The sequence below is a fragment of the Photobacterium sp. SKA34 genome, from assembly GCF_000153325.1.
Classification (GTDB): Bacteria; Pseudomonadota; Gammaproteobacteria; order Enterobacterales; family Vibrionaceae; genus Photobacterium.
Genome location: NZ_CH724142.1, coordinates 386034 through 412276 on the forward strand (window position 1 = coordinate 386034; position 26243 = coordinate 412276).

23 protein-coding genes and 1 pseudogene are annotated in these 26243 nt (G+C 37.1%); 18 read left to right on the forward strand and 6 right to left on the reverse strand.

Features of this window, described 5'->3' with window-relative positions:
* Window positions 1–243 precede the first annotated feature (243 nt).
* From SKA34_RS10745 to SKA34_RS10780, 8 genes are all read left to right on the forward strand, one after another.
* On the forward strand, window positions 244–915 hold the full coding sequence (locus SKA34_RS10745; protein ID WP_006645557.1) for an ABC transporter ATP-binding protein: 672 nt from the start codon (window positions 244–246) through the stop codon (window positions 913–915).
* On the forward strand, window positions 896–3355 hold the full coding sequence (locus SKA34_RS10750; protein ID WP_006645558.1) for an ABC transporter permease: 2460 nt from the start codon (window positions 896–898) through the stop codon (window positions 3353–3355). The genes SKA34_RS10745 and SKA34_RS10750 overlap by 20 nt, the downstream gene beginning before the upstream one ends.
* Complete coding sequence (locus SKA34_RS10755; protein ID WP_006645559.1) at window positions 3355–4446, forward strand: lipocalin-like domain-containing protein; 1092 nt, start codon at window positions 3355–3357, stop codon at window positions 4444–4446. The genes SKA34_RS10750 and SKA34_RS10755 overlap by 1 nt, the downstream gene beginning before the upstream one ends.
* A gap of 209 nt (window positions 4447–4655) precedes the next feature.
* Window positions 4656–5006, forward strand: coding sequence for a hypothetical protein (locus tag SKA34_RS10760; protein WP_006645561.1), 351 nt, complete (start codon window positions 4656–4658; stop codon window positions 5004–5006).
* A 100-nt stretch (window positions 5007–5106) separates the two neighbouring features.
* Window positions 5107–6372 (forward strand): hydroxymethylglutaryl-CoA reductase, encoded by a 1266-nt coding sequence (locus SKA34_RS10765; protein ID WP_006645562.1) that lies wholly within the window; start codon window positions 5107–5109, stop codon window positions 6370–6372.
* Window positions 6373–6405: 33 nt separating this feature from the next.
* Complete coding sequence (locus SKA34_RS10770) at window positions 6406–7089, forward strand: potassium channel family protein (protein WP_006645563.1); 684 nt, start codon at window positions 6406–6408, stop codon at window positions 7087–7089.
* A 63-nt stretch (window positions 7090–7152) separates the two neighbouring features.
* Window positions 7153–8349: a YcjF family protein gene (locus SKA34_RS10775; protein ID WP_006645564.1), complete on the forward strand. Its 1197-nt coding sequence runs from the start codon at window positions 7153–7155 to the stop codon at window positions 8347–8349.
* Complete coding sequence (locus SKA34_RS10780; protein ID WP_006645565.1) at window positions 8333–9874, forward strand: GTPase family protein; 1542 nt, start codon at window positions 8333–8335, stop codon at window positions 9872–9874. The genes SKA34_RS10775 and SKA34_RS10780 overlap by 17 nt, the downstream gene beginning before the upstream one ends.
* A gap of 56 nt (window positions 9875–9930) precedes the next feature.
* Here SKA34_RS10780 and SKA34_RS10785 read toward each other — a convergent pair whose 3' ends face one another.
* The 3 genes from SKA34_RS10785 to SKA34_RS10795 form a co-directional block, all read right to left on the reverse strand.
* Window positions 9931–10959 (reverse strand): acyltransferase, encoded by a 1029-nt coding sequence (locus SKA34_RS10785; RefSeq protein ID WP_006645566.1) that lies wholly within the window; start codon window positions 10957–10959, stop codon window positions 9931–9933.
* A 202-nt stretch (window positions 10960–11161) separates the two neighbouring features.
* Complete coding sequence (locus SKA34_RS10790; RefSeq protein WP_006645567.1) at window positions 11162–11842, reverse strand: DUF3334 family protein; 681 nt, start codon at window positions 11840–11842, stop codon at window positions 11162–11164.
* Between the two features lie 163 nt (window positions 11843–12005).
* Window positions 12006–12365 (reverse strand): glutathione S-transferase N-terminal domain-containing protein, encoded by a 360-nt coding sequence (locus SKA34_RS10795; protein WP_006645568.1) that lies wholly within the window; start codon window positions 12363–12365, stop codon window positions 12006–12008.
* A 305-nt stretch (window positions 12366–12670) separates the two neighbouring features.
* Here SKA34_RS10795 and SKA34_RS10800 point away from each other — a divergent pair, with 305 nt between their 5' ends.
* The 10 genes from SKA34_RS10800 to SKA34_RS10845 all read left to right on the forward strand — a co-directional run bounded on the left by SKA34_RS10800 (window position 12671) and on the right by SKA34_RS10845 (window position 22817).
* Window positions 12671–13639 (forward strand): response regulator, encoded by a 969-nt coding sequence (locus SKA34_RS10800; RefSeq protein WP_006645569.1) that lies wholly within the window; start codon window positions 12671–12673, stop codon window positions 13637–13639.
* Window positions 13636–14655 (forward strand): diguanylate cyclase, encoded by a 1020-nt coding sequence (locus tag SKA34_RS10805; protein WP_006645570.1) that lies wholly within the window; start codon window positions 13636–13638, stop codon window positions 14653–14655. The genes SKA34_RS10800 and SKA34_RS10805 overlap by 4 nt, the downstream gene beginning before the upstream one ends.
* A 65-nt stretch (window positions 14656–14720) precedes the next feature.
* Entirely contained in the window at window positions 14721–15065 is a 345-nt protein-coding gene (locus tag SKA34_RS10810) for a DUF3802 family protein (RefSeq protein ID WP_039860401.1), read from the forward strand.
* 322 nt (window positions 15066–15387) lie between these two features.
* Window positions 15388–17469 carry a methyl-accepting chemotaxis protein gene (locus tag SKA34_RS10815; RefSeq protein ID WP_006645572.1) on the forward strand — a complete coding sequence of 694 codons (2082 nt, stop codon included), beginning with the start codon at window positions 15388–15390 and terminating at the stop codon, window positions 17467–17469.
* Between the two features lie 93 nt (window positions 17470–17562).
* Entirely contained in the window at window positions 17563–18288 is a 726-nt protein-coding gene (locus tag SKA34_RS10820) for a tRNA-uridine aminocarboxypropyltransferase (RefSeq protein ID WP_006645573.1), read from the forward strand.
* A gap of 232 nt (window positions 18289–18520) precedes the next feature.
* On the forward strand, window positions 18521–19429 hold the full coding sequence (nagK, locus tag SKA34_RS10825) for an N-acetylglucosamine kinase (protein WP_006645574.1): 909 nt from the start codon (window positions 18521–18523) through the stop codon (window positions 19427–19429).
* 131 nt (window positions 19430–19560) lie between these two features.
* Window positions 19561–19890 carry a hypothetical protein gene (locus SKA34_RS10830; RefSeq protein WP_006645575.1) on the forward strand — a complete coding sequence of 110 codons (330 nt, stop codon included), beginning with the start codon at window positions 19561–19563 and terminating at the stop codon, window positions 19888–19890.
* Window positions 19891–20032: 142 nt separating this feature from the next.
* On the forward strand, window positions 20033–21316 hold the full coding sequence (locus SKA34_RS10835) for a DEAD/DEAH box helicase (protein WP_006645576.1): 1284 nt from the start codon (window positions 20033–20035) through the stop codon (window positions 21314–21316).
* Window positions 21317–21501: 185 nt separating this feature from the next.
* Complete coding sequence (locus tag SKA34_RS23625) at window positions 21502–21765, forward strand: hypothetical protein (protein WP_006645577.1); 264 nt, start codon at window positions 21502–21504, stop codon at window positions 21763–21765.
* On the forward strand, window positions 21735–22817 hold the full coding sequence (locus SKA34_RS10845) for a GGDEF domain-containing protein (protein WP_006645578.1): 1083 nt from the start codon (window positions 21735–21737) through the stop codon (window positions 22815–22817). Before SKA34_RS23625 ends, SKA34_RS10845 begins: the two co-directional genes overlap by 31 nt.
* 64 nt (window positions 22818–22881) lie before the next feature.
* Here the strand turns inward: SKA34_RS10845 and SKA34_RS10850 are convergent.
* The 3 genes and pseudogenes from SKA34_RS10850 to SKA34_RS23350 form a co-directional block, all read right to left on the reverse strand.
* Window positions 22882–24293, reverse strand: a pseudogene (locus SKA34_RS10850) (basic amino acid/polyamine antiporter).
* A gap of 193 nt (window positions 24294–24486) precedes the next feature.
* The gene (locus SKA34_RS10855) at window positions 24487–24948 is read right to left on the reverse strand and encodes a cell division inhibitor SulA (protein WP_006645581.1); all 462 of its coding nucleotides are present in this window, start codon (window positions 24946–24948) and stop codon (window positions 24487–24489) included.
* 1104 nt (window positions 24949–26052) lie between these two features.
* Window positions 26053–26205: a hypothetical protein gene (locus tag SKA34_RS23350; protein WP_006645582.1), complete on the reverse strand. Its 153-nt coding sequence runs from the start codon at window positions 26203–26205 to the stop codon at window positions 26053–26055.
* Window positions 26206–26243 lie beyond the last annotated feature (38 nt).

Genomic DNA, 26243 nt, shown 5'->3' on the forward strand with positions numbered 1-26243 from the left:
GATAGTCATAGTTATAAATGCAAAGTTTAGGTTTGAATTTTTTTAAAAATCTAAGATTATTAATAATATGTTACTTAAGTTAAGTGATACCATTTATCGCGACTTTGACAATTGAAATAACTTTAATGACAGTGCTATTTGCTGTAAATTTGCCGCCTAAATGCGTAACGTATTTATTCAGTTATTTTAATTAATTGCTCAAGTGATAAGCAATTGATGTGATCTCAAGTGTTGGTGATATAAATGTTACGACTCGCAGGACTCTGCAAAGGATACCGTGACGGCTCCGAATTTCATTTTGTGCTTCAAGGAACGAATTTAGAGCTTGAGCCTGGTGATCAAGTTGCGTTAATGGGTGAAAGTGGTTCAGGTAAAAGTACGTTGTTAAACTTAATTGCTGGGCTAGATACTCCTGAAGAAGGGGAAGTTTGGCTTGGCAATACACCTATACATTCTATTTCAGAGCGAGAACGAACGGCCTTTCGGCGTGATAATATTGGTTTAGTTTTTCAGCAATATAATTTATTACCGACATTAACCGTTGCTGATAATATCAAATTTTGTCGTCAGCTTAAGGGGTTAACGTCAGATGATAAGTTATGGCGTCAGTTGATCTCTGCATTAGATCTTATGCGGTTGTTAGAACGTTATCCTGAAGAAATATCAGGAGGTCAGCAACAACGTGTCGCGATTGCACGAGCAATTTACATGGAACCTAAGATTCTGTTAGCCGATGAGCCAACAGGTAGCCTTGATGAACGCAATGCTGAAGCCGTTATTCGGTTACTTCTATCACTAACTAAAAAACTACACTGCACCTTACTGGTAGTAACACACAGTAAGAAAGTTGCATCACATATGCAGGGTCATGTTCGTCTGCAGGGAGGGCAGCTTCATGTTACGCCCCGTAGTTAATGCGTTATGGGGGCATTATCGACGTCACCCGTTTCAAATTATTCTCGTATGGTTAGGTCTAACGTTGGGTATTGCCTTACTTGTTGGCGTTATGGCTGTAAACCAGCAAGCAAAAGAAAGTTATCGCGAAGGTGAACAACTTTTTTCTAACCCTTTTCCTTATCGCATTCGCCACGTACAAATAGGGATGAAAGTCCCACAGGGTTTTTATATTCAAATGCGTCGAGCAGGATTGAAAACTTGCTCGCCGATGGAAGAACTTCGCATCGTGACAGATCAGCAACGTGACTTTCAATTGCTAGGTATTGATCCCGTTACAATGATGTCTGTATCAGGCTCGAATGGATTAGATGAAAGTAAAATAAAACTACTGGAATTAATGCGCCCACCATATCCGATCATGATTGGCCAGCAGCTCGCAAATTATATTGGTTTGTCTGATGGCAGTATGATCACGTTAGATTCTGGAAAGAAAATTGGCCCAATCGAGATTATTCAAGACGAGACAATGAGTCAACCTCGTATGATTGCAGATATTGCACTGCTGCGAGAATTGAATCCAAGTTCTGGTTTTACCGCTGTTGTTTGTGGAGAAATGAGCCGAAAACAATTAAGTAAGTTAACCCATATTCTTCCTCCAGGATTAACTTTAGAACGTAAACAAAGTGCGAAACTAGAGCCCTTAACTAATGCATTTCATTTAAATTTGTTTGCAATGGGCATGTTATCGTTTGTGGTAGGGTTGTTTATTTTCTATCAAGCGATGTCATTATCCTTTGCTCAGCGTCAGCCATTGATTGGTGTGCTACGTCAATTAGGCGTTACTAGTGGGCAAATCGCGAAAGCGCTAATTTTTGAATTAATCACTTGGATAGTTTTAGGGCTTATAGGTGGTAATTTACTGGGCTTGTTATTAGCTCAGCAATTACTGCCTAGTGTCGCAGCATCTCTCAATGATCTTTATAGCGCTAACGTTAACTTACAAATTCAGTGGCATTGGATGTGGGGGCTGGCAAGTGTGGCTATTGCATTCTTTGGTTGTGCGTTTGCCTGTACTTGGCCTTTGATCCGTTTAGTTAGATCCCAACCATCGCGACTCGCAGCACATTTGTCTTTAATCCGCTTTAGTGGTCGGGAATTTGCGTGGCAAGCATTATTTTCAGGTATTTTCATGTTGATTGCTTTTGGCATCTATCAACTGCCTCATGGACAACTTGCTGGCTTTGCACTGATTGCGTTTATCTTGATCGCTTCAGGTTTATTCATGCCATATCTGATGTGGAAATTATTTTTATGGCTTGGCAAGCTTTGTCGATCGGCACAATTGCGATGGTTTTTCAATGATGCCGCGGCAAGCTTGAGCTACCGAGGTGTGGCAGCAATGGCATTCATGCTGGCTTTAGCGTCAAATATTGGTATGGAAACTATGGTGGGGAGTTTTAGAAACACCACAGAAAGCTGGTTAGAGCAACGGTTAGCCGCTGATATTTATATACGACCGTCCATGAACATGGCACCACGTATTTCTAAGTGGTTACAAGATCAACCTGAAGTTGCGCAAGTTTGGTGGAGCTGGCAAAAAGAAACGCCGTCTGACGCTGGTACTATTCAAGTCATGAGTATTGGTGATACTTCTGGCGAGAAAAAAGCGTTAGTCGTTAAACAAACAGCTTATGACTATTGGAAAACACTGCACAAAAGCCGCTCGGTTATGGTGAGTGAGTCTATAGCACTTAAAAATCATTGGAATGTGGGTGATACCATCAATTTACCCGCACCGATGAATAAAGGCTGGGAAATTGCGGGTATTTATTATGACTATGGTAATCCTTATGGTCAGGTATTGATTTCACAGTCTAAGTGGCAGCGTTTTTGGCCCCATTCAGGGCAAGTTGGATTAGCCATTCACCTTAATAAGAACGTAAATCCAGATAAGTTACTTGCAGATCTGGGTGCTCGTTTCCGTTTGCAACCGGAACGTATTCGTAATAATGCAGCCTTGATGAAAGAGGCGATGGGGGTTTTTGATCGTACTTTTGTTGTTACCTCAACACTAGGACATTTAACCTTGTTCATTGCGGTATGTGGTTTATTCTTTGCCACAATAGCAGGGGAAGTATCACGTCAACGTCAGTTTGCGTTGCTACGTTGTATGGGAATGACTGGTCGAGAATTGGCGTTATTTGGTGGTGGGCAGTTGCTGTTTATTGGTGTGATTACGTCGCTGATAGCATTGCCGCTAGGTTTGTTTCTTGCTCAGCTATTAATTGATGTGGTACTTAAATATTCCTTTGGTTGGACAATGCCAGTGCAATATTTCCCTGTGGATTATTTTACGACATTGGGTACAGCGTTATTAGCCTTGTTAGTGGCTGGAGCGTGGCCTGTTTGGCGTTTGGTTCGTCGCTCTGCAATCTTGTCTTTAAGGGAGTCATTCTAATGGGAATATCATTAATACGGCTCTGTCGCGTTGTGGTTGTGGTAACGATAGCGTTGTTTTTAAGTGCTTGTGATAACCCAAAACCACCCAGTAAATCTGTAGAATCACTGACTCAATCAACCGATTATGTGTTTGAGCCTGTAGTGAAAGGTAACAAGCTAGAGTTTCCTAAAGATTATGGTTCGCATCCAGAGTATCGTGCCGAATGGTGGTATTTCACCACTAACCTAGAATCTGAAAGTGGGAAACAGATAGCGTTACAATGGACACTATTCCTAATGGCGACAGGGGATGAAGAAACTAAAGGTTGGAAAACGCCGCAAATGTATATGGCGCATGCGGTGATCACAACCGATAAGAAAATATGGCGAGCAGAACGTTTTGCTCGTGGTGGTATCGGCCAAGCAGGGGTGATTTTAAGCCCATTTCGAGCGTGGTTAGATAATTGGACATGGCGTTCAAAAGATAACTCACCGTTTCCCGGCAGACTTGAGTTTGCTGATGATAATATGAAAGCGATTTTAGATATCACACAAGAGGGAGCGATCGTTTTACAAGGTGACAATGGTTATAGCCGTAAACACCCACTGTTAGATATTGCATCTTATTATTACAGCGCACCATTTTTGAATGTAAAAGGGATGCTAGAGCTTGATGGCGAAACCTATCGTGTAAAAGGCAAAGGTTGGTTTGATCGTGAATGGAGTAGTAGCATGCTTAGCTTGCAGCAGCAGGGATGGGACTGGTTCTCTATTCACCTTGATGATGGCAGTGCATTGATGGTTTCTCAATTACGTGAACACGGTGAAAAGCCTTACTTTTTTGGTTCTCGTTCATGGAAAAACGGTAAAGTGGTTAAACTTGATAATCATCAGATCCGCATGAAGCCGATTAAATATTTTTCCGTTAAAGGAAAGCAGTTCCCGTTAATATGGGAAATCGAGATACCATCACAATCTATAAAAATTGAAACAACAGTTGTTCGTCGAGAACAGTGGTTACCCTTTATTTTCCCTTATTGGGAAGGTCCTATTCGGGTCAGTGGTAGTCATAAAGGAAAAGGCTTTATGGAGCTTACCGGATACGAATAAGATTGATAAAAGTCGACTAGTTCGGCTTTTTTATTATCTGATATTTGTGGACAAGATCTAAACTTAAACCTGTTGCTTGCGTTGATGATGTCATGTTTGAGCCACAAATGCATGTTTGGGTAAGTGAAAAAGTGAGCTGGTATCAATTACCTGAAAATGTACCGTGTTATCCAAAGCAATCACACTAAGCCCATTAAAAAGAGATTTTAATGAATTTTACTTTTATTGAAGGTGATGAAATCTTGCTGTTAGCAACACCTATAATGGATAACTTAATGGATGCATCAACAAGACAAGATCATTCAGCACACGTTCGCGATTTTACTCCGCGATTAAAGGCTATTGTTACGAAAGATTACCTCAAGCAAGTATGTGAAAAGTACCAATCTGAAAAAGGCTTCTTTACTGAACGCTTTCCTGTTGCTGTGTTTAAAAGGCCAGACTCTGTTGTTATTGTGTGGAAGCAATTTTTCAGTAAAGCAGAAGGTGAGTTTATGGCTGAAATGGTATTAGTTTGCCAAGAGGATCGTATTTTCTGCGATCATGTAATGGTGCTTTAGCCTCTTCACTTCGTCTTTCTATCTAGGTCTGATCTGGCATGAGCAGTTAATGGTGCGTTTAGCGATATAATACGCTTCCATTTAGTAATGTGTTGTATTCATGCCAAAACTTAACTTACATCGTCCGGATTATGTGACCTCCATGTTAGGTCAGCTTTCTTCTTCGCAATTACATCAACGTCTTGATCCTATTGTAGCACCACTAACAAAAAAGTTACCACGTAACCCATATGTCAGTGATCGTATTATAGCCAAACGCTGGGAAGTCTTGAATAACATTAACTCTCAAACTGTTTTGTACGATACCGAAACCCAGCAACAACAGCATTGCTACGAAAAGAACATAGAAAACTTTATTGGCTCAGTAAAGTTGCCGCTGGGCGTTGCAGGGCCTTTAAAAGTGAATGGCCTATTTGCTAGCGGTGAGTATTTTGTGCCATTAGCAACAACAGAAGCGGCATTAGTTGCATCCTATCATCGTGGGGCTTTACTGATCAGTGAAGCGGGGGGAGCAAGTGCGATATTGTTAAATGAAGGCGTAACACGAGCACCAGGCTTTGCGTTTGACTCACTTGTGCAGGCGAGTAAATTTATTACTTGGGTCACAACACAATACGATACTTTTAAAACGATTGCAGAATCAACCACGCGCTACGGTAAGCTATCAGACATTAATTTGAGCATGGAAGGTAATCATGTTTACTTAGTCTTTGAATATCTAACCGGTGACGCATCTGGTCAAAACATGGTGACGATATCAACCAATGCCGTTTTTGAATATATTCTTGCTAATACGCCGATTAAACCTGTTGAGGCCTTCTTAGACTGTAATTTATCCGGTGATAAAAAAGCAACGGCACAAACGTTGCGTTCAGTTCGCGGGAAGAAAGTGACTGCTGAAGTACATTTAAGCCGTGAGCTAGTGAAGAAATATCTTCATACTACCCCAGAGAAAATGGTCGACTTTGGTAAAATGACCACAGTTGGAGGTGCATTAAGCGGTACTATCGGTGTTAATGCACATTATGCAAACGCACTTGCTGCATTCTATATTGCTTGTGGGCAAGATGCTGCATGTGTGGCGGAATCTTCTGTTGGCATAACGCGAATGGAACTAAATCAACAAGATGGTCTCTGTGTATCTGTAACATTACCAAATTTAATGATAGGAACTGTAGGTGGAGGAACACACCTTCCGAGTCAAAAAGCGTGTTTAGAGTTATTAGGTTTATACGGAAGTGGCCAATCGCAAGCATTAGCAGAAGTGTGTGCGGCATTATGTTTAGCAGGTGAGCTTTCAATTATTGGAGCTTTTTGTTCAGGCCATTTTGCTAAAGCGCATCATCGATTAGCACGAAAAGTCTAACCAGGTCGTTCATTGCATGGAGGATAGAACGCTGTGTTACAAAAAAAGATAGAACAGATTAACTCGCAGAATAATTTCTTTTTTCTGACGATAGCTTTAATAAGCTTATTAATTAGTGCATCACTCGAGAAAGTGATCCCCCATGGCTTTGTTCAATATGCGTTAGAAGTCTTTACTGTCGTTACGTTTGTTGTCTGCTTATTAAGTTTACGTTTTGATAGATCATGGTTTCGTTTTTTAACATCTTTGGTCGGATTCTGGATTATGGCAATGATAGCTAGAATCCTTTTAGGTATTGAAGAAATTGAAATTATTATGCTATCGCTAATGTTTGTTTTCTTCTTTGGTACGTTTAAATCTATTATGCGTCAGATCTTGTTCACTGGCTCAATAAATACCAATAAGATCATTGGCTCTATGGCATTATTTTTATTGCTCGGCTTAATGTGGGCGATTGCATATTTGATCCTTATCCGTGTTTTTCCCGATTCAATTCATGGTATCAATTCAGGACCATGGCATGAAAATTTCTCTGATGCGGCGTATTTTAGTTTTGTTACTTTAACGACATTAGGTTATGGCGATATTTTACCGGTTACTCCGATTGCGAAAGTCTTCGCATATTTAGAAGCTATTGTCGGTGTATTTTATATGGCAATCGTAGTATCGAGTTTAGTCAGCTCTAGTGGCAGTAAGCATTTAGGTCGAGATAAGTAGTTAACTATCGTTTGATAAAAGCGATAGTCGTTGTTTTTGAACGTTATTGAGTATTTATAAACAATGAATCGTTTATTCAAGAAAGTTTATGATTATATTAATCCGACGGTTAATTCAGAGCTTGAGCCTGCATTCGATGAATGGCAAAAGCATATTCCAACATTATGGCTTTTAGGTAAAACCGGTGCGGGTAAATCGACGGTTATTCAAGCCATTACAGGCAGTAGTGCGGTTGAGATCGGTAATGGTTTTCAACCGTGTACACGTACTGCAGAAGTTTACCAACATCCAACAGATAGCCCATTAGTCCGTTTTCTAGACACGCGTGGTTTGGCAGAAGCTAATTATGATCCTTCTGAGGACATAACGATGTGTAGTGGTAAAAGCCATGCACTGATCGTTATCATGAAAGCTGAAGAACCAGAACAATCATCAGTTCTTGACGCGTTAAAAACTATTAAGCGTTCAGGAAAAATTAAACATTTATTAGTTGTTCACACGGCAATTAATAGCCTGACTGATAGCCAAGAGCGCGAGCGAGCCATTTTCTATAATCATCAGCGAGTTATGGAAGTATGGGATATTAAAGAGTCCGTATGGCAGGCGAAAAATACGGACGAGCAACTAAATACTTATCAGCCAATTGGTGTTGATTTTATCCCTGATGATCAACAGTATATCGGCTTAGATATCTTAAATGCTGTGCTTTGTGAAACGCTGCCTATGTTGAGCTTGCTTTCAAATAAACAGGCACACAGTAATAGAGAAGAGCAAAACTTCGAGCGATTACGTAAAGAAGTCTTATGGTATGCGGGTGCAGCAGGCGCGAGTGATGCTATTCCGGCTATTGGCTTATTGACGGTTCCTGCGATTCAAGGAAAAATGTTACACAGCCTTGCCAATCAATATGGTGTAACGTGGAATAAGAAGGACTATGCAGAATTCATTAGTATGCTTGGATCTGGTTTCTTATTGCATTATATCTCCAAGTTAAGCGTTAATCAGTTAGTGAAGTTTATTCCCGCTTACGGGCAAACTGTCGGTAGTGCGACGGCTGCCGCAATGAGTTTTTCATCTTCTTATGCGATCGGTCGTGCAGCCGCTATGTACCTTTACCACCGGAGTAAAGGAGAAACCGTATCGAAAGAGTTATTAAAGACAACGTATCAACAAGCGTTCAAATCAGTTAAAAAAGTGGCCGAACAGCAAGTTAATCAAAATAACGTTGATAGTAAGGATAGCGATGAAACGCTTAAATAAGAGTTATCAACTCATTAGTCAACTATCAGATGGTTTTATCCCGCTGGTGGCTGTTGCTATATTATTGCCAATTATCGTGTTATCAGGTTTTGGTATTGTTACTTTAATTAATAATGGACAATGGATACTTTTTTTCGCTTTAATTGCAATATCGTGTTTGATTGTTTTTGTCCCTTATTGGCTTATTCGCCGTAAAAAAGTGGTGAGTGAGGCGATCAGTGATGATTTAGCCCCGTTGCATGTGGAAGGTAACCCACAATGGGGAGCACATGAAAATCAAGTGTGGCAAGAAGTAACATTAATCATTCAAAAACAACTGAGTGATTCACCTGAATGGGAGTCATTACAAGCTCATGCTTACGTCATAGTTGCAGAAGTAGCGGATCGTTTTAATAAAGGTAAATCAGCCCAACGCCTGTCATTTTCTGCTCCCGAGTTTTTACTTATGGTGGAAGAAGTGAGTCGCCGTTATCGGTATTTTTTACAAGAGCATGTGCCATTTGCTGAGAAAATAGCCTTAAAAAGCCTTCAGCAAGGTTATCAGTTAAAGGATAAAGTCGGCTATGCGAAATCTGCCTATGATGTCTATCGATTATTTCGTATCGCAACCCCAACAGGATGGTTAGCAGAGGCGCGTGGATTAGTTTTAGGTAAACTGTTTGATGATGTCAGTCTAGAAGTGCAAACCAAACTAAAAGCGACTTTGCTTCAAGAAGTCGCGTCTGTCGCTATCGACCTTTATAGCGGTCACTTTAAACTTGATGATGCTTCCGTTCCGCACAGTAAAATGCATGAAAAAGATCAACAGGCAGGAGCGGTTCCTATTGAACCACTACGTGTTGCAGTAATAGGACAAATTAGTGCGGGTAAATCATCGGTTGTTAATGGTTTACTAGGGGAGATGTCGGCAGAAATTAGTGCTTTACCTTCAACAGATAAAGCAACAACATATCGTTGTGAAGTTGAAGGAACCGATGTGATTAATTTAATTGATCTGCCAGGTATTGATGGTACTGAAAGTATTAATCAAATGCTGCTAAAACAAGTCACGCAAAGTGATGTGGTGTTGTGGGTACTTAAAGCGAATCAATCATCGCGCCAAGCTGATATTACGTTAAAACAAATGATTGAAGAATTTTATACTGAACCGAAAAATCAGCATCGTAAAGGACCAAAGATTATCGTTCTTGTTAATCAGGTTGATAAGCTAAAGCCTATTGATGAGTGGTTACCTCCTTATGATTTGAATGATATCCAAACGGATAAAGGGAGCATCATTTTAGAAGCCGTTAACTACAACCAAAACTTGATGAAAAGTGACAGCATCATTCCATTATCGGTTAGTAGTGAAAAACTGACCTATAACTTAGATGTGCTGCAAGAGAAGATTCAAGAGGTGTATCAAGAGGGCATCAACACCCAGCTAAATCGTCGTAGAATTGATGGTGGTAGTATTGGTTATACAGAGCAAGCTCAACGATTGTATCGATTAGGCAAACTAGTTTTTGATGCAGCAGTAAAATAAAAACATATTAAAGAACAAAGCCCTCAAGTGTAAACGAGAGGGCTTTTTTCTTGTTGTTAGCGAACTAATAGATACCCAAAAGGGAGCTTTCTTAATAGCTTCACTAAGAGGAATGAAATAATAAAAGCAAAAGGTAGTGCTAAAAAGCTGGATAATATCGGGTTGATATTAAGCATGAAAACCAAATTAAAAAAGTAAATAACAATAAGTAAGTGACAGAGGTATATACCCAAAATATCTTTACTAAATGCTGTTGGCTTTAACTGCTCTCCAAAGTTAGACTTTTCTTGAAGAAATAAGAAAATCCCTACAGCCCATACCGGTGAACTCAATAAGAAATCATGGTAAAAGGCACCATTAGCGAAAAAATAGAGGTAATTTGCCTCAATTAAAAATACAGCAAAACCAATACTAGCAATAATAAGGCTTAGCTTGGTGTTCAATGTTATCTGGCGACGATGTATTTCATAGCCTAATACAACAAATAACGTACTAAAAAAGGGACCGTTACGGGTTAAGATTGGTGCTTCTAAATTGGTAATTGGAACATAACTGCCCGCAGCACAACCGTAAATGAACAATATAAAACCAATAGGTAATAATAGGTTATCAAGGCTAAATTTATGTAACAACGTTATGATACCTATCGCGCAAATTAGAGCGGGTATGTACCACAAGTGTACAAGAGAGCCTTCAAACAAAGTATTTAGTGGATTTGCTAGTAAATTATTCCAGTGATTACTGCGTTCGGCAAAGTAACCGTCACTAAGAAGTATCGAAAAATTAAAAGGGATTATTAGAAAAACTACACTCCAACTTAGCCACATAATGATAAGTGGCTTTGCGTACTTTGCTAAAACATCATCTTTTGACGTGCTGGCGACTAATTTGGGGTAATAAAAATAACCCGAAATAATGAAAAATAACGGCACAGCAAAACGACTCATTTGATTTAAGAACATCCCAATAATTGGCTCTCCGAAAATCAACGGTGTCTTCATAAATACTTGACTGTGTAAGCCGATAATTGCGAGTAAAGCAATAAGTCGCCCAGATTCAAAACTAGTAATACGCTTGTGTGACATTACAGCATTCTCATCAAATAATTTCGCAGAGAAGGTAAACTTAAAAGTGTATTTTGTAAATTAAACAGAAGGAGAAAAGAGTAGTTAGGTGAAGAAATAGATATAGAATGTGACTAACATCTCATGTCGATATTTATTTCGATAAAAGGCAACACGTGAGAGTATTGTATTGCCTTTTTAATATTTATTGAATATTTTTGGATTAAATGCCTAGCTGGTCAAATATATCTTGGTCATTAATATCTTTTAAAAGTTGATTTTTAGCATTTTCTTTCTGTTTTTCAAGCTTAGCAGACTCAAAAATGCTGTCTGTGTCTTGGGTATCTTGTTCAAATTCTTCCAATTGGATAAATTCAGTTTTATCCATAGCAAGTTCAAGATAGAAAATGTTGTTTTTAGCGGTAGTAAAGCTAACACGTCGAGCTTGAGGACGATCTAAGTTGGTATCAACAGATAATAAGATTTGTTTGTTGAGTGCTAACATCTTTGGTTGGTTTTGAGTAATTGAGACTTTTAACTCACGTCCGATCTTACCCGTAAAATCTCCAACAACTTGATTCATTAATTCACCAAGAATATTCGCAACCTCATCAGATGTATGATGTATGGCGAGTTCATCTTCAGAAATCCCCATACGTAGCATATATTCTTTATAAAGCTCCATTGCTGCTTGGCTGGTAAAGTTTGTAACAACTAAACCAGTAAAACCGCCATCGAATAGAACAAAGCAACCAATATCAGGTTTTAAACTTGTTTTATTAATTTTTTGTACCATAGCAGAATAGGAAACGTCAGTTTCCGTTGCTTTAGACAAGACATCGGAAAGAGATTGGCATAGTTTTAATAGAATATCATCAGTAGTGACGGTTTTTAATTTTCTCATTGTACGTCCTGTTGTATCAAGATGTTGAAGGCAGCCACTAAATAGTTACTTTAGAAGTGGAGAAGATGCCAATAAACAATAACAAGATGTTTATCGGCATCAAAAGAGGGAACTTTAGTCGTTGTTATTGAAAGGTTATTTGGGGGAGTTTTAACTCTGTAACCTAGCTATTAAAACGTTTTTGAAGATAGGCAATAATATCGCTAGACTCATACATCCATTCAACACCGTCTGCTTTTTCAATGCGTAAACAAGGCACTTTACGCTTACCTCCTTGTTCGATTAATTCTTGTTCCCAAAGTGATACTTTTGCATCACGTGTTTCTAACGGTAAGCTCAGACGTTTAGCTTCACGACGTACCTTTACACAAAATGGGCAAGCATCAAATTGATATAGCTTGAGTTGAGCGACTGATTTGTTGATCTCATGTTGCTGCTCGGAAGACCGTTTTATCCCGCGAGGAGAAAAAATAAAATTTAAAACAAGAATAATACGCCCGAGAATCCAGCGAATAACCTTCATACTGACAAACCTTACATAATTAATATAGCGTTAATTTATTTTCATACATCCCAATGGACAGCATTAGAATACCGCGAAATTATAGTTATTTATACAACGACAACATTACTAAACGAGTATAAATCGAAAGTTATACGAATATCATCGATAAACTTATCACTCTCTTGTAATGTAATTTTTGGAACCAAAGTCAAAAATTCGACCAGTGTCACTTATCAACTAAATTTCATAAGCAAACGATAGATATTTGTAGCAATATCTTTAAGATATTTTTATTAATGTTAAAAATATCTTAATCTATTGTTATGGCTAAAAATATACTTATTTGTGATGATTCACCGCTAGTCCATAAATCAATGACGCGTTTGTTGAAGGATAGCTATGACATAAATTTATATTATGCTGAAAATGGTAGTGATGGTCTTGATAAAATAGCTAAAAATAATATTGATGTCGTTTTTTTAGATCTTACTATGCCTATAATGCATGGTTTTGAAGTATTAAAACGGCTTCCGGCCCTCGCTTATAAGCCTACGATCGTTATTATTTCTGCTGATGTTCAAAAAGAAGCAGCAAGACGTTGTTTGATGCTTGGCGCCGATTATTTTTTGTCAAAGCCATTTGAAAAGAAAAAGCTCAAACAATTATTATTGGACTTACACATCACGGAGTTAACAAATAAAGCCGCGAATGAAAATGTTTTATCTATAGATTATATTGAGGGTTTTAGGGAGATCGCAAATATCTCACTCGGTCGTGGTGCTGCAATTATTTCAGACCATCTTGGTGAGTTTATTAAAATGCCATTGCCGTATGTCGCAACAATGCAAAGTAGCGATCTTGCTATGACAATTGCTGATATTCGAAGTGATCATCAATCAATTGCAATTGCTCAACGGTTTGTAGGTGGTGGTATTCATGGTGAAGCTTTAGTTGATTTACGTGGTAAAGATATACTTTTATTTGGCGAAAAATTGGGTTTTAGCCAAACAAATAAAGATAAAAATGAAGTTGTTATTGATATTAGTAACATCATGGTTTCTTCTTTTCTCGTTGCTTTATCAGAACAAATAAGTATTCCATTCTCAGTTCGGCAACCAATCATTTTGGAAGAATATATGAATTTGAGCCATAAAGAGTATGAAGATAGTGATTATTTTACCGTGGAATACGTATATAAAGCTGAAACACTGGATCTTGAATGTGAAGTGCTATTTATGATGGATAGCCACTCCACTAAAGTTATTCATCAGATTATGGAAACATTAAATTGAGTGATATTTCATTAGCTGATTTTCATTTAACCATGCAAGTCCTTGACCATTTGGATGCAGGGATTGTGATATTGGATAAAGATTATAATGTATATGCATGGAATACATTTATGCAGGCATATAGCGGTATATCAACTGATCAAATAATGGGTAAGCCTTTATTTGATGTCGTAGATAATTTACCTGAGAATTGGCTAAAAAATAAGATATCTTCAACATTTAAATTACGAATGCGATCTTTTTCCGTATGGGAAGATAGGCCTTGGGTATTTAAATTTAGTAATTTCAGTCCAATTTCTGGAGGCGCTGATTTCATGTATCAAAACATGACATTAACGCCTTTGAAGTCTTTGACTGGTGAATATACTCATATTTGTTTAACGATTACAGATGTAACGGACATAGCAAAAAATAAAAATCACCTCAGGGAGTCAAACGAGCAATTAACGCATCTAAGTATAACTGATCGATTAACCCAGTTGTATAATCGTGGGCACTGGGAGAATTGTTTAGTTGAAGAATTTGAACACTATCAGCAAATGCATCAACCGATGACTTTAGTTATGTTTGATATCGATCATTTTAAAAAGGTTAATGATACTTATGGTCATGTTGCTGGTGATACAGTAATTAAAACTATGGCCGATATTGTTCGAAAAGCCAAACGTCAAAGTGATATAGCTGGGCGTTATGGGGGGGAAGAGTTTGGTGTGATCCTACCGGGAACAACGGCTGATATGACCAGCTACTTTACTGAAAGATTACGTAAAAAAGTTGAAAAGGAGAATGTTGTTGTCGATGGTAAGACAATTAATGTCACTATAAGTTTAGGTGTTTGCCAGTTACATCCCGGTATTACCAGCTATGAATCATGGATAGAACAAACAGATTCTGCTCTGTATGAATCTAAGAATAAAGGACGAAATCAAACGACAATAATGCAAGCTGATGGTAGATTTATCTCACTAGCGACAAATGTAAAAAATATCAATGAATTCAATAGAAACATTGGTTAATGAAAAAATAAATAGTACAGTATATAAAATTTTGCTGATTATATATGGATAGTATTGTGGAAAATCTGGTTGTAAATACAGAAGGATATGAAGCTTTAGTTGAATATTTAGCGTCAAGTTTAACCTTGTTTGAAGGTTTATCTGTATCTGCAAATAGCATCACTATCGAAGATGTTGTTACTGATTTAATTGCAACGCAATTGATGACAGTCTTTTCGCAAAATCCTGATATTGAGCAAGACGTTCGTTTTCAGTTAATGCAAGAAGCCGATGCTGTTCTTGCTGACCTCAATCAAGTTCTTGAAGGAATTTGGTTATGTGAAGCTTCTGATATGCAAATTAGTTTCCTAGAAGATTTTATTAGTTTAGTGAAAAACTTATTTGACTCAGCAATTTCAAAAATATATTAATAAATTTTAATGTAGTTAATCTATTTAGTGAATGCATAAAAGGAATGAAGTATTTAATATCCCATTTTATTTTAACTTTATTCTATATCTATTCAAATGAATGCCTAAATAAATCCCCATATGGAATATTAGTTAAGTGTAATTTAATTTATGTCGATTATCCTTGCAAATAATAATGTTAACAAATAAAGCAATTGAAATATTTCTTTAACAAAAAATTATTACCTTAATGCTCCATAGAGAGTATTCATAAAATTAATAATTGGTAGTTAGCATTTTGCTTATTGCTTTTCTCTCTTAACAATGTTCTGAGGATAGGTTCATGAAGCAAGTACATCGCGCAAAAAAATTATCAGTTGTTTTAAGGATTCAGTTTGTTTTAGCAATACTAGTAACAATCAGTGTTGTGCTTTCTTTTTCAGGTAATAATGGCTTAAATAACATGACCCGAGAGTTTGATGTATTAAGCAACCAAGCGGTTCCTGTATCATTAAAAAATGCCACCATTGTGACAAGTGCATTAGAAGTAGAACAAAGTTTAAGTGATATGTTAATGAGTGATAATGAACAGTCACTGAATCAAACATTTGCTATTTATAAGAATATGCATAGCCAAGGTGAAAATGCAGGTAAAGAGTTAGAAGTATTAGCAACAAATTATAATATAAAGTGGTTAAAACAATATGCAGAAAAATACTTGTCTGAAGTTGAGTCTATTAACCAGCTAGCATTTGATATTTATTCTATTCAAAAAGAAATTATTTTAAATAAAGAAAAGCTATCAACTGAGCGTTCAACGATGAACTATGCGGTTTCATCTGTACGTTCAGAAATGAGCCGTGTCGGTATAACGTTATATTCTGATAACGAGTATGCGATGAGTAATGTCACTAACTTTTTAAATCATGCTGTTGAGTTAAGCGGTAACTTGATGTTGTTAGTAACAGAACCTGATTTAGTTAAAGCAAGATTAATAGTAAAAGATCTTAAACGTACGAACTTATCAGGGATGAAATATGCTTGGGGTGAACTGGTGCGTGAAAACGATGCGATAAATGATTTTTCAAGCCTCACAGTGCCTTTTGAAATGGTAAAAAAGTTGTTTGCCGAACAAGGGTATATTGAACGTTATTTAAATGTATTGAAACTCGATGAAGAACAAAGCATTAAATATACCGAAGTTAAACACCAAACAAGTTTGATTATGGATTTACTCCAAGTGATCACCCAGCAATCACATGGCTTAATTAAAAACGGTGAAAATGGTTTTACACATGCAAGCAATGAAGCGCGACAAATGTTCCTTATTTTTAGCATCATTGGTTTAATTATTTCAGTACTTGCAGGATCGTGGATAAGCCGGGTAGTGAAAAAGTCGATTGAACATATTACTGATGTTGTGAATAAAATTAGTGAAGGAAACTTAACGGTTAAGGCAAATACAAGTGCTGCAAATGAATTTGCTCAGTTAGCAGAAGTGCTCAATGATTTGTGCGATCACGATAGAGAATCACTACAACAGTTAATTACTAACAGTAATGAGTTAACCAGTGCGGCTGAATTAAGTATGCGTGCTTCCACAACTTCCCGTGTTGCACTACAAAATCAAAGTGAAGAATTGGCTGTTGTAACAACATCGATGACACAACTTGAAGGATCTATTCGAGAGATATCGCAAAGTAGCTCTGAGTCAGAAAAACAAGCGCAAAAAGCTCAGCAACTGGCATTAAATGGTGTCGGGATCATTGAGTGCAGTACCCAAGGCTTATTAGCGCTAGAAGAGCAATTCGCAATTAATGAAAAGCGAATGCAAGAGTTAGATAATTACGTAAAAGAAATTACAGAAGTGGTTGAGCTTATTAGTTCTATCGCGAATAACACTAACTTACTGGCTTTAAATGCAGCCATCGAAGCAGCAAGAGCTGGAGAACAAGGACGTGGCTTTGCTGTTGTTGCAGATGAAGTTCGTCAATTGGCAAGTGAAACGAATCAACAAACAGAGTCTATCCGTAATACGATAGCCTCGCTTCATAAAGCGGCAGATGACGTCAATGAAGCGATGTTGGTGAGTCGTAAAGAAATGATGTCGTCTATTGAACGTAGCAGTGATGTGCAACAAGCTATAAATTTGATCAAAAATACTATTTCAGATATCAATCAACAAATGGTGACGATTGCAGTCGCGACACAACAACAAGAACGAGCGTCACAACATGTTGCCCAAAATTTGGAGCAGGTTGCAAGTCGTGCCCAACAAAATAATCACCAGCTTGATACGCTTGTCGATGAAGCTGAACGTGTCGCTGTTATCGCGCAACAACAACAAGGTATGTTGAGCCGTTATCATTTAGAGGATGAAAATTATTCCGTCGAATCATTTCAAACGCCAGTATCGACTACTTAATAATCAGAGACGAATTGGATAGAGTTAATTTTTGTATGTTGCGCATGGTATTCGGTAGAATGCGGCAGTTCATTTTGTCTCAGGTTATCCTTCATGCGCATACATGCTGTACATACTTTATATGACGAACGTTTAGCGCGTTCGACTCGTCCATTTTTAGCTCGCGGTTGTAAAGTTGAGCGTTGTCGTCAATGTATGCTGCGAACTCATCTCTGTATTTGTGAGTATCGACCATTAGCAACATCGAATGCTGCGTTTCTACTTGTAATGTTCGATGACGAGATCTTAAAACCAAGCAATACAGGCCGTTTGATTGCTGATGTTTTTGAAGATACCTTCGCTTATATTTGGTCTCGTACTGAGCCGAATACAGAGATGTTAGCACTGCTTAATGATCCACAATGGCAACCTTATGTGGTTTTTCCTGCTGAATATGCAGAGCCTGAACGTGTTGCCGAAAACGTTGAGCTGCCAGACGGCAAACGTCCATTATTTATCATGCTGGATGGAAGTTGGGCTGAAGCAAAAAAAATGTTTCGTAAAAGTCCCTACTTAAATAATTTCCCTGTCTTATCGATAAACCCTGATAAACCATCACGTTATAAAATGCGTGAGGCGTCTAAGGATAACCAATTAGGTACAGCAGAAGTTGCTGCTAAAATTGTTGATTTATTTGGTGAGCATGAAAACGCTGAAATTTTAGACCTATGGTTTGATGTATTTCGTGAAAATTACATCACAGGTAAAATGAATCGACTATTGCCTGATGACTCTGCCTTAAAAAAACTTAAAAGTTTTATGTTTGATTACGGAAATTAAAGATAAACGTTACATTGTCACCTATTGTTAATGAGAGGCGTTGTCATTTAACCAATGATGATTATGTAATTTAGCTAAATTTTTTCTTTAAACGAGATCTTTACACCTGATCATGAGGCTAAATTTGCTATTAGTCACAGATAGAGCGGTGCTTAGTGTGGATAATTTTCAAAGTAGTGAAAGTTTTGTACACTGGTCGGGTGTTGTTGAGCATTATTTGTGAGGTTATAGGATGTACTACGGCTTTGATATCGGCGGTACCAAAATTGAATTTGGGGCATTTAATGAAAAGCTTGAGCGTGTAGCAACAGAGCGTGTGGCAACACCAGGTGATGATTACAATAAGTTAATCGATATAGTTGTTACTTTGGTTCAAAAAGCCGATGAAAAATTTGGTTGTGAAGGCTTGGTAGGCATCGGTATTCCTGGTATTGAAGATGCACGAAATGGGATTGTATTAACGTCTAATATCCCTGCATCAAAAGGGCGTACGTTACGTGCAGACTTAGAAGCGAAACTGGGTCGTAAAGTGGCACTTGATAACGATGCGAATTGTTTTGCATTATCTGAAGCGTGGGATGATGAACATAAAGATTCGCCATCAGTTCTAGGTTTAATCCTTGGTACTGGCGTTGGCGGCGGTATGGTATTTGATGGCAAGGTGTTTTCTGGCCTAAATCATGTAGGTGGTGAACTAGGTCATGCTCGATTACCGTTAGATGCATGGTTGTTTTTAGGTGAAAATGCACCGTTACTGGGTTGTGGATGTGGTCAAAAAGGCTGTATTGATAATTATCTTTCGGGTCGTGGTTTTGAATTGTTATACCAGCACTATTACGGTGAAAAGTTAAAAGCAATTGAAATTATTGGTCATTATCGTGAAGGTGAAGAAAAAGCAGTTGAGCATGTAGAACGTTTCTTAGAGTTGCTTGCTATCTGTTTAGCTAATATCTTTACTGGTTTAGATCCGCACGTGGTTGTACTTGGTGGTGGTTTATCTAATTTTGATGTTATTTACGATGAGTTGCCAAAGCGTTTACCTAAATATTTATTGTCTGTGGCTGTTGCGCCAAAAGTAGTGAAAGCAAAATATGGTGATGCGGGTGGCGTGCGTGGTGCGGCATTCTTAAATATTAAATAATATTTTTAGATTCAATCAAAAAGGGCTCTTATAGAGCTCTTTTTTGTTAAACGAGCCTCATAATTTTACCTCTGTTTAAAATTCTTATTTTTAAATTGCTAGTATGGATATACTTCAATAAGGAAATGAATATGGACATTTCAGAGCTTGAGCAGGAATTAAAAAAAATCTCGCAGCCTTATGAGATAAAATCTTATGGTTTAGACATTAAGTTTGGTTTTCTCTTAGGCAGTTTTTCAGTGTATTACGATAAGAAACGCGACGGTTTACGATTTGGTTCGCCACTGAGGTGGATATTAGATTTAATTTCATTCAGTGTATTAGGCTATCTTATGGTGAGCTTCGACTCTTCTCCACTACAAGCATCTTTCCTGTATATCATTGTGATTATAAATTTTGTTTTTTCTATTATAAGAGAACTGAGAATTTATAGACTAAAAAAACGGCTCTATATCCAATAACATCCTTTCTTTAAATGTGCATTGTTGACGATTTTTATAGATTGTTTCAATTGATAAAAGATCGCTTATTTCCTTTTATGGTAGACTCACGGCTCTTATTTGTATCGAAAGTTATAAGTGTTTTTACTGTTAGGAAATCATTATGTCGTTTCAATCCCTAAACCTTCATCCCAATTTGTTAAAAGCATTGACTGATTTAGGTTATTCAACACCTACAGATGTGCAGCAACAGGCAATTCCATTGGCATTGAAAGGTGACGATGTAATGGCTGGTGCGCAAACTGGCACAGGTAAAACAGCAGCATTTACACTTCCACTATTACAACGCTTAATGACTTTACCATCGCAAGCAGAGCAGGTGTCTACAGCGGTCGAAAATAATCAGAAATCACGTAATAAAATTCGTGCTTTAATTTTGACTCCAACACGAGAATTAGCTCAACAAGTATTTGATAGTATTACAACGTATGCCAAATATACTGAGATAAAAGTGGCGGTTGCTTATGGCGGTACGAGTATGAATGTACAAGTTAAAGCCTTAAATGCAGGCGCTGAAATTCTAGTAGCAACACCTGGACGTTTACTTGATCACGTCTTTAATGGTTCTGTTTCTTTATCTGAAGTTGAAACGTTTGTATTAGATGAAGCTGATCGTATGTTAGACATGGGTTTCATTGTTGATATTCAACGTATTATGAAGCGAATGCCGGCTGAGCGTCAGACATTATTTTTCTCTGCGACATTTTCAAAGCAAGTTAAAAAACTAGCATTTGATATTCTTACCAACCCTAAAATGGTAGAAGTAACGCCAGCAAATACTGCCGCTGAAACCGTTGAACAAATAGTTTATCCCGTTGATAAACATCGTAAAGCTGAATTACTTGCATATTTAATTGGTTCTCGTAATTGGCGACAGGTACTGGTATTCACCAAAACCAAACAGGGTTCCGATCAATTAGCTAAAGATCTCGGTCTAGATGGTATTAAAGCATCATCGATCAATGGTGACAAAAGCCAAGGTGCGCGCCAACGTGCATTAGATGATTTCAAATCAGGTAAGACTCGCGTATTAGTCGCGACTGATGTTGCTGCCAGAGGTCTGGATATTGAGCAACTCGAATATGTGGTTAACTTTGATATGCCCTTCAAAGCGGAAGATTATGTTCACCGTATTGGTCGTACAGGTCGAGCCGGAATGACAGGGCATGCGATTACTTTGATGAGTCTTGATGAAGAGTGGGCATTAAAAGCAATTGAAGAGTTATTAGATAGCCGTTTACCACAGCAATGGTTAGAAGGTTATGAGCCTAATCCGGCATTAATAGAAACACAATCTGTTCATCGTGGTGCGGCAGCTGAAAAGCGACGAGCGAAATCGAAAAGTAAAATCCACCAGAATAGAGGTAAGCATAGAAATCGTCGATAACATACGGCTAAGCGATAATGATAAATTAAAGGTAACTTATTGTTTTATTAGTGTTAACATTGGGCGTTAAAGGTATAATTGTGCTTATAAATTGACGGTTATCTTATTGTTATTATCGTTAAGCTTTGTTAATTTAAATATTAACTTATACGCATATTTTTTCTTTAATTGTCTCTGAGGTTTTCATGGCAGGTTTAACAAAACCAGTCCGTTACACTTTATTCTTTCTTATTATTTTCACCTGTATTGTTTATGTGTGGTTTATATTTGGCGGTGCAAATAAAGAGTACGTTGTGACACCTGTAAATAGTACATACAATCTTATTGATGATACAGGGCAGAATGGTGCAACAGAGTCGTCTTTGACGATAGATAGAAGCGGTGCATTACTTGAGTGTAATATAGTTAATAAAGCGCAATGGCTTTTTGTGAGATTGCCATATCACTGACAGATTCAGTTGATAAAGGCATTAATCTTAGTGATTATAATAGTGTTGGAATTGATATTGATTATGACAGCCCTTTAGATGGAGAAAGAGTTCGTATTTATTTACGTAATTTTGATCCAGCTTACGCAAAGTTATCAGACCCTATTTCTTTAAAGTTTAATGCAATTGAGTATGCGCCCGGAGAGGATAAAGGACTCATAAAGTTTCCTCTTCGTTCTTTTCAAGTTTTATCATGGTGGATAGCGGATTACGAAGTACCTGTTGATAAATCAAGTAGACAGTTTGATAACATTTCAATCATTGAAGTTGCGACAGGCAGTTATGTAAAAGAAGCAAATTATTCCATTAAATTAAATAAGCTGATTTTTTATGGTGAAAGAATTAGTGAACAAGCGTTAGTAAAAATATTGCTATCACTATGGGTGATAACAGCAATATCTTTTATTATTATTGATCGTATTTATCTAAGAAAACAGATTAAAGAAACGGAAGAACGTACACAGCGTTTACGTGACGCTAACCGTGTTTTATACGAGAAAAGCTTGGTGTTTGAAGAGCTCGCATTTACTGATCCATTAACACGTACCCGTAATCGACATGAGATCAATGATTGGTTAGCAGAGTTTACAACACACTCTATTGATAACAAAATTTCCTTCTCAATGATGTTTATCGATATTGACAACTTTAAACAAGTGAATGATAAGTATGGTCACCGATTGGGTGATGAAGTATTAAGACGATTTGCAAGTTTGATCAATAAGCGCGTTCGAAAATCTGATGTTTTTGCTCGTTGGGGAGGAGAAGAGTTTGTAATTTTTTGCCCAGCAACCCCTTTAGGTGCAACCGCTAAATTAGCTGAATCTATACGTGAATGTATTGAGAATGCAGTATGGGATAACGGGATGAAAGTGACTTGTAGTTTAGGTGTCGCAGAACTTGAAAATGAAGATTATTGCCACTTTATTGAGCGTGCTGATGAAGCATTAATGAAGGCTAAGGAGCGAGGTAGAAATCGCGTTGAGATAGCTTGGAACGAACGACAATTATAAGTTAATTAGATGATGTAAAAAGCCGTGTTGATCATATCAACACGGCTTTTTTTGAACTTACAAATTAGATGAATAATTTTCCTGTTGCAAGTAAGTAGATGCCAAATCCTGAAATGGTAATAAGGAATAAAACAAAATAGATTTCTTTACCTATAAAAATAGGTTTATTTTGTTCTCGTTTTGCTTTGATATAGAAAAATAGACCTGGTAAATACAAAATTGCAGATAATAGCAAATGGTGTAAACCAGATGCGTATAGAAGCCAAATACCGTATACGGTTGCAAAGATACCAACCCAAAGTAAAGTGCCTCTATTTTTAGTTTTTATTGCTATTTTTAATGTATATGCAGCAACTAAAAAGTAGGGGATTAAAATCATTTCAGAAGCAATGACCAAAATGTTATTGTAGGTTCCACCTGCAAAAGTCACCGCAAATAAAGATACCTGAATACAAATAGTAGTGAGTTTTAATGAGATAACAGGAGTACCGGCTTCATTTTGTTTCTTATAAATTTTAGGGAATACATTGTTATTAGCGGCAAGGAAAGGTGCTTCTGTTGCTAACACCGTCCAGCTAAGGAAAGCACCACATACTGAAATAAGTAAGCCACAGCCTATTAGCACGGCTCCCCACTGGCCTAAAATATGTTCTAATACTTTAGCCATTGATGGATTTTGTAACTTAGCGAGATCTGATGTGCTGATAACACCCATAGAAAGAAGCGTTACAAAAATATAGATAATAAGAGCTGTTAATAGACCGAGAATAGTTGCTCGACCGATATCTTTACGATCTCGAGCTCGTGATGAAACAACGACAGCGCCTTCAACACCAATAAATACCCATACTGTGATTAACATAGTGGATTTTACTTGATCAAGAAGATCATGTTTGGAACCAAATTCAATACCGGTAAAATCAAAAATGAATGTGTGCCATTTGAAGGCAAGCATGGTGAAGAAAATAAATAAGAAGAGCGGAACTAATTTAGCGATGGTTGTTACCATATTAATTTTTGCTGCTGTTTTAACACCTCGCAAAATTAAAAAGTAGACTAACCATAAATAATAGAAGCGCCAACAACGGACTGCCACGTATTACCAAGTCCAAAAATGACATCATTAGGATTATCGAAAAACATGCCTAATGTGCCAAATACAATCACCAAATATGAGACATTTGCTAGCATTGCACTAAGCCAGTAACCCCATGCGGAACAAAATCCGATGTAGTCACCAAAACCAGCTTGCGCGTAGCCAAATACACCGCTATTAATTTCAGGTTTTAGAATTGAAAGGTATTGAAATGATAGAGCGAGAAAGATCATACCAATACCGGTGATAATCCATCCAATCATTACAGCCGCTGGACTTGCAACGAGTGCCATATTTTGAGGAAGGCTAAATACGCCGGCACCAATCATTGAGCTGATCACGAGTGCTGTTAGCGCTCCTAATCCAAGCTTATTATCCATTTGTAACCTAATCTTTAATTATCATATTAATAAGATTATATGAGCTTTTTATGTACCTAAAAACTATTATCTTAATAAAATGATCGTTTGTATGTTTATTTAGGATAGAACAGGGGGGGTTATTTAAACTTATTAACGTTAAACATATTAAAAGCACGTTAATTTAACCATTTTGTTACGATTTTAGTCCAAGTCAGTGCACGGTTAAATGGGTTGTTGTATTTTTATTTAGAACAAATGCCATCGCTTTTCCGTTTGTCGCTGCAGAGTTTATAAGGGGTGTATCAAACTGTTTGATTTCACCTGCAACAATAACGGCACTGCAATTTCCCATTTCTAATGCCTTAATCATTAAATTATGTTTACTTTGATGGGCCGGTGTTTTCAACAGCAAGACTTTGTTGATGTCGATACCTGCATTTTTCAATAATGATTTATCGATTAATGCGTCATAACCTATAAACATGATCCAACGACTTTCACTATTTGCTTTTTTTAATAGTCGTAAGAAATATGCTAATTGAGTTTGCTGCTCTGCACTATAACTCACTTCAATTGGTTGTCCGACTGCGGCCGAAAGTGGTTGTTGGGTTGAATCTGCTGCAAATGTTGACTTGTATACTTGTGAAGCAGTAATTGATGAGTGGTAGTTCATTATTGCTTTCCTCAACTAGTGGTTATACATACATACTGTATGCCTATACAGTAGTTTTATTTATCCCTTGATGCAAGTGTTTTTTGTGTGATCTTTTTGTCTCCTGTGTAGATTTTCATAGGGGGAGCTCGAACTAATTTTAATTTAAACTGTTGATTTTAATGTGTATATTTAAATTATTTTATTTGTGTTATTTTATTTCATGAAAACTGAAAAATATCATTAGTTAAAATGTTGCGCTATATCACAGGTGTTTATACAGTAACTCATACAGTGTTTTGTACAGTGGTTAGGTTAAACTAGGCACAGTAATAAACGGTTAATTTTCTGTTTAGGCTGTCTCCAGATGATTAATCATCGTGGTTAATGGTAGTAATGAGAATAAAAGATGGCTCTGTGACACATTTATCACGGCATTGAACAATCGAAGGGTTTTCTTGTATGAGCATCACATCATCAAGCGATGGCATTTATGTGCATCAATAAAGGCTCGTGTGTAAGTTTATAGATTAATGAGATCTAATGCGGTGGGTAGGCTACTATGCATTTACCTGATCTATAATTGCGAATTGAATTACTATTATATTTTTAGAAAATGAACCTTGGTGTGCTAACAGATATTGAAAAATGGCATTGACCATTGATTGGATCTGATGTTGAAGATGGTTACTCATCTTCATCAATCGCACAATTAGGTTGAGTCGAAAAGCTGCGTAAATATAAAACAATAGATCCTATGGAGTGTTAATCGAAATGAGTATAATGCGGCATTGATATGCCTTGTCGGCTTTCTTTTATCGTTGCTAAAATAAATGGGAATGAAAAATATAACTGACTGATTAATTTAAGCTATTCAACAAAACTATATTTATCAAATACAATATAAATGTAAAATAAAACATAAAAATAGTATTAGTTTTTAATGTCTTTTAATTATATTATTTTAAATAAAGAGTATTATACGAATGTAATGAGGTTTAATTTTTAGGACTTATAAGGATAATTTTATATGAATAAAAATAATAATTATTGAATAGAGTCGCATTGATATGATGAGAACAATAAGCACCCATTATTTAGATGCTTATATATAAAGTAATTAGACTATAAACAATATGCGACAACCGCTTTTTCGTAAGTAAAGCCTGTGTCATTTTCAACCCAGCAATCAATACAACTGCCTTCTATATCATCTGTCGTAATACAGTCTTCAACAATACCGAATTTTCCATTCGTTAAGGCAACAACAATATCCATATTATACCCCTTAAATAACTTATCAAAATCAATGTTTT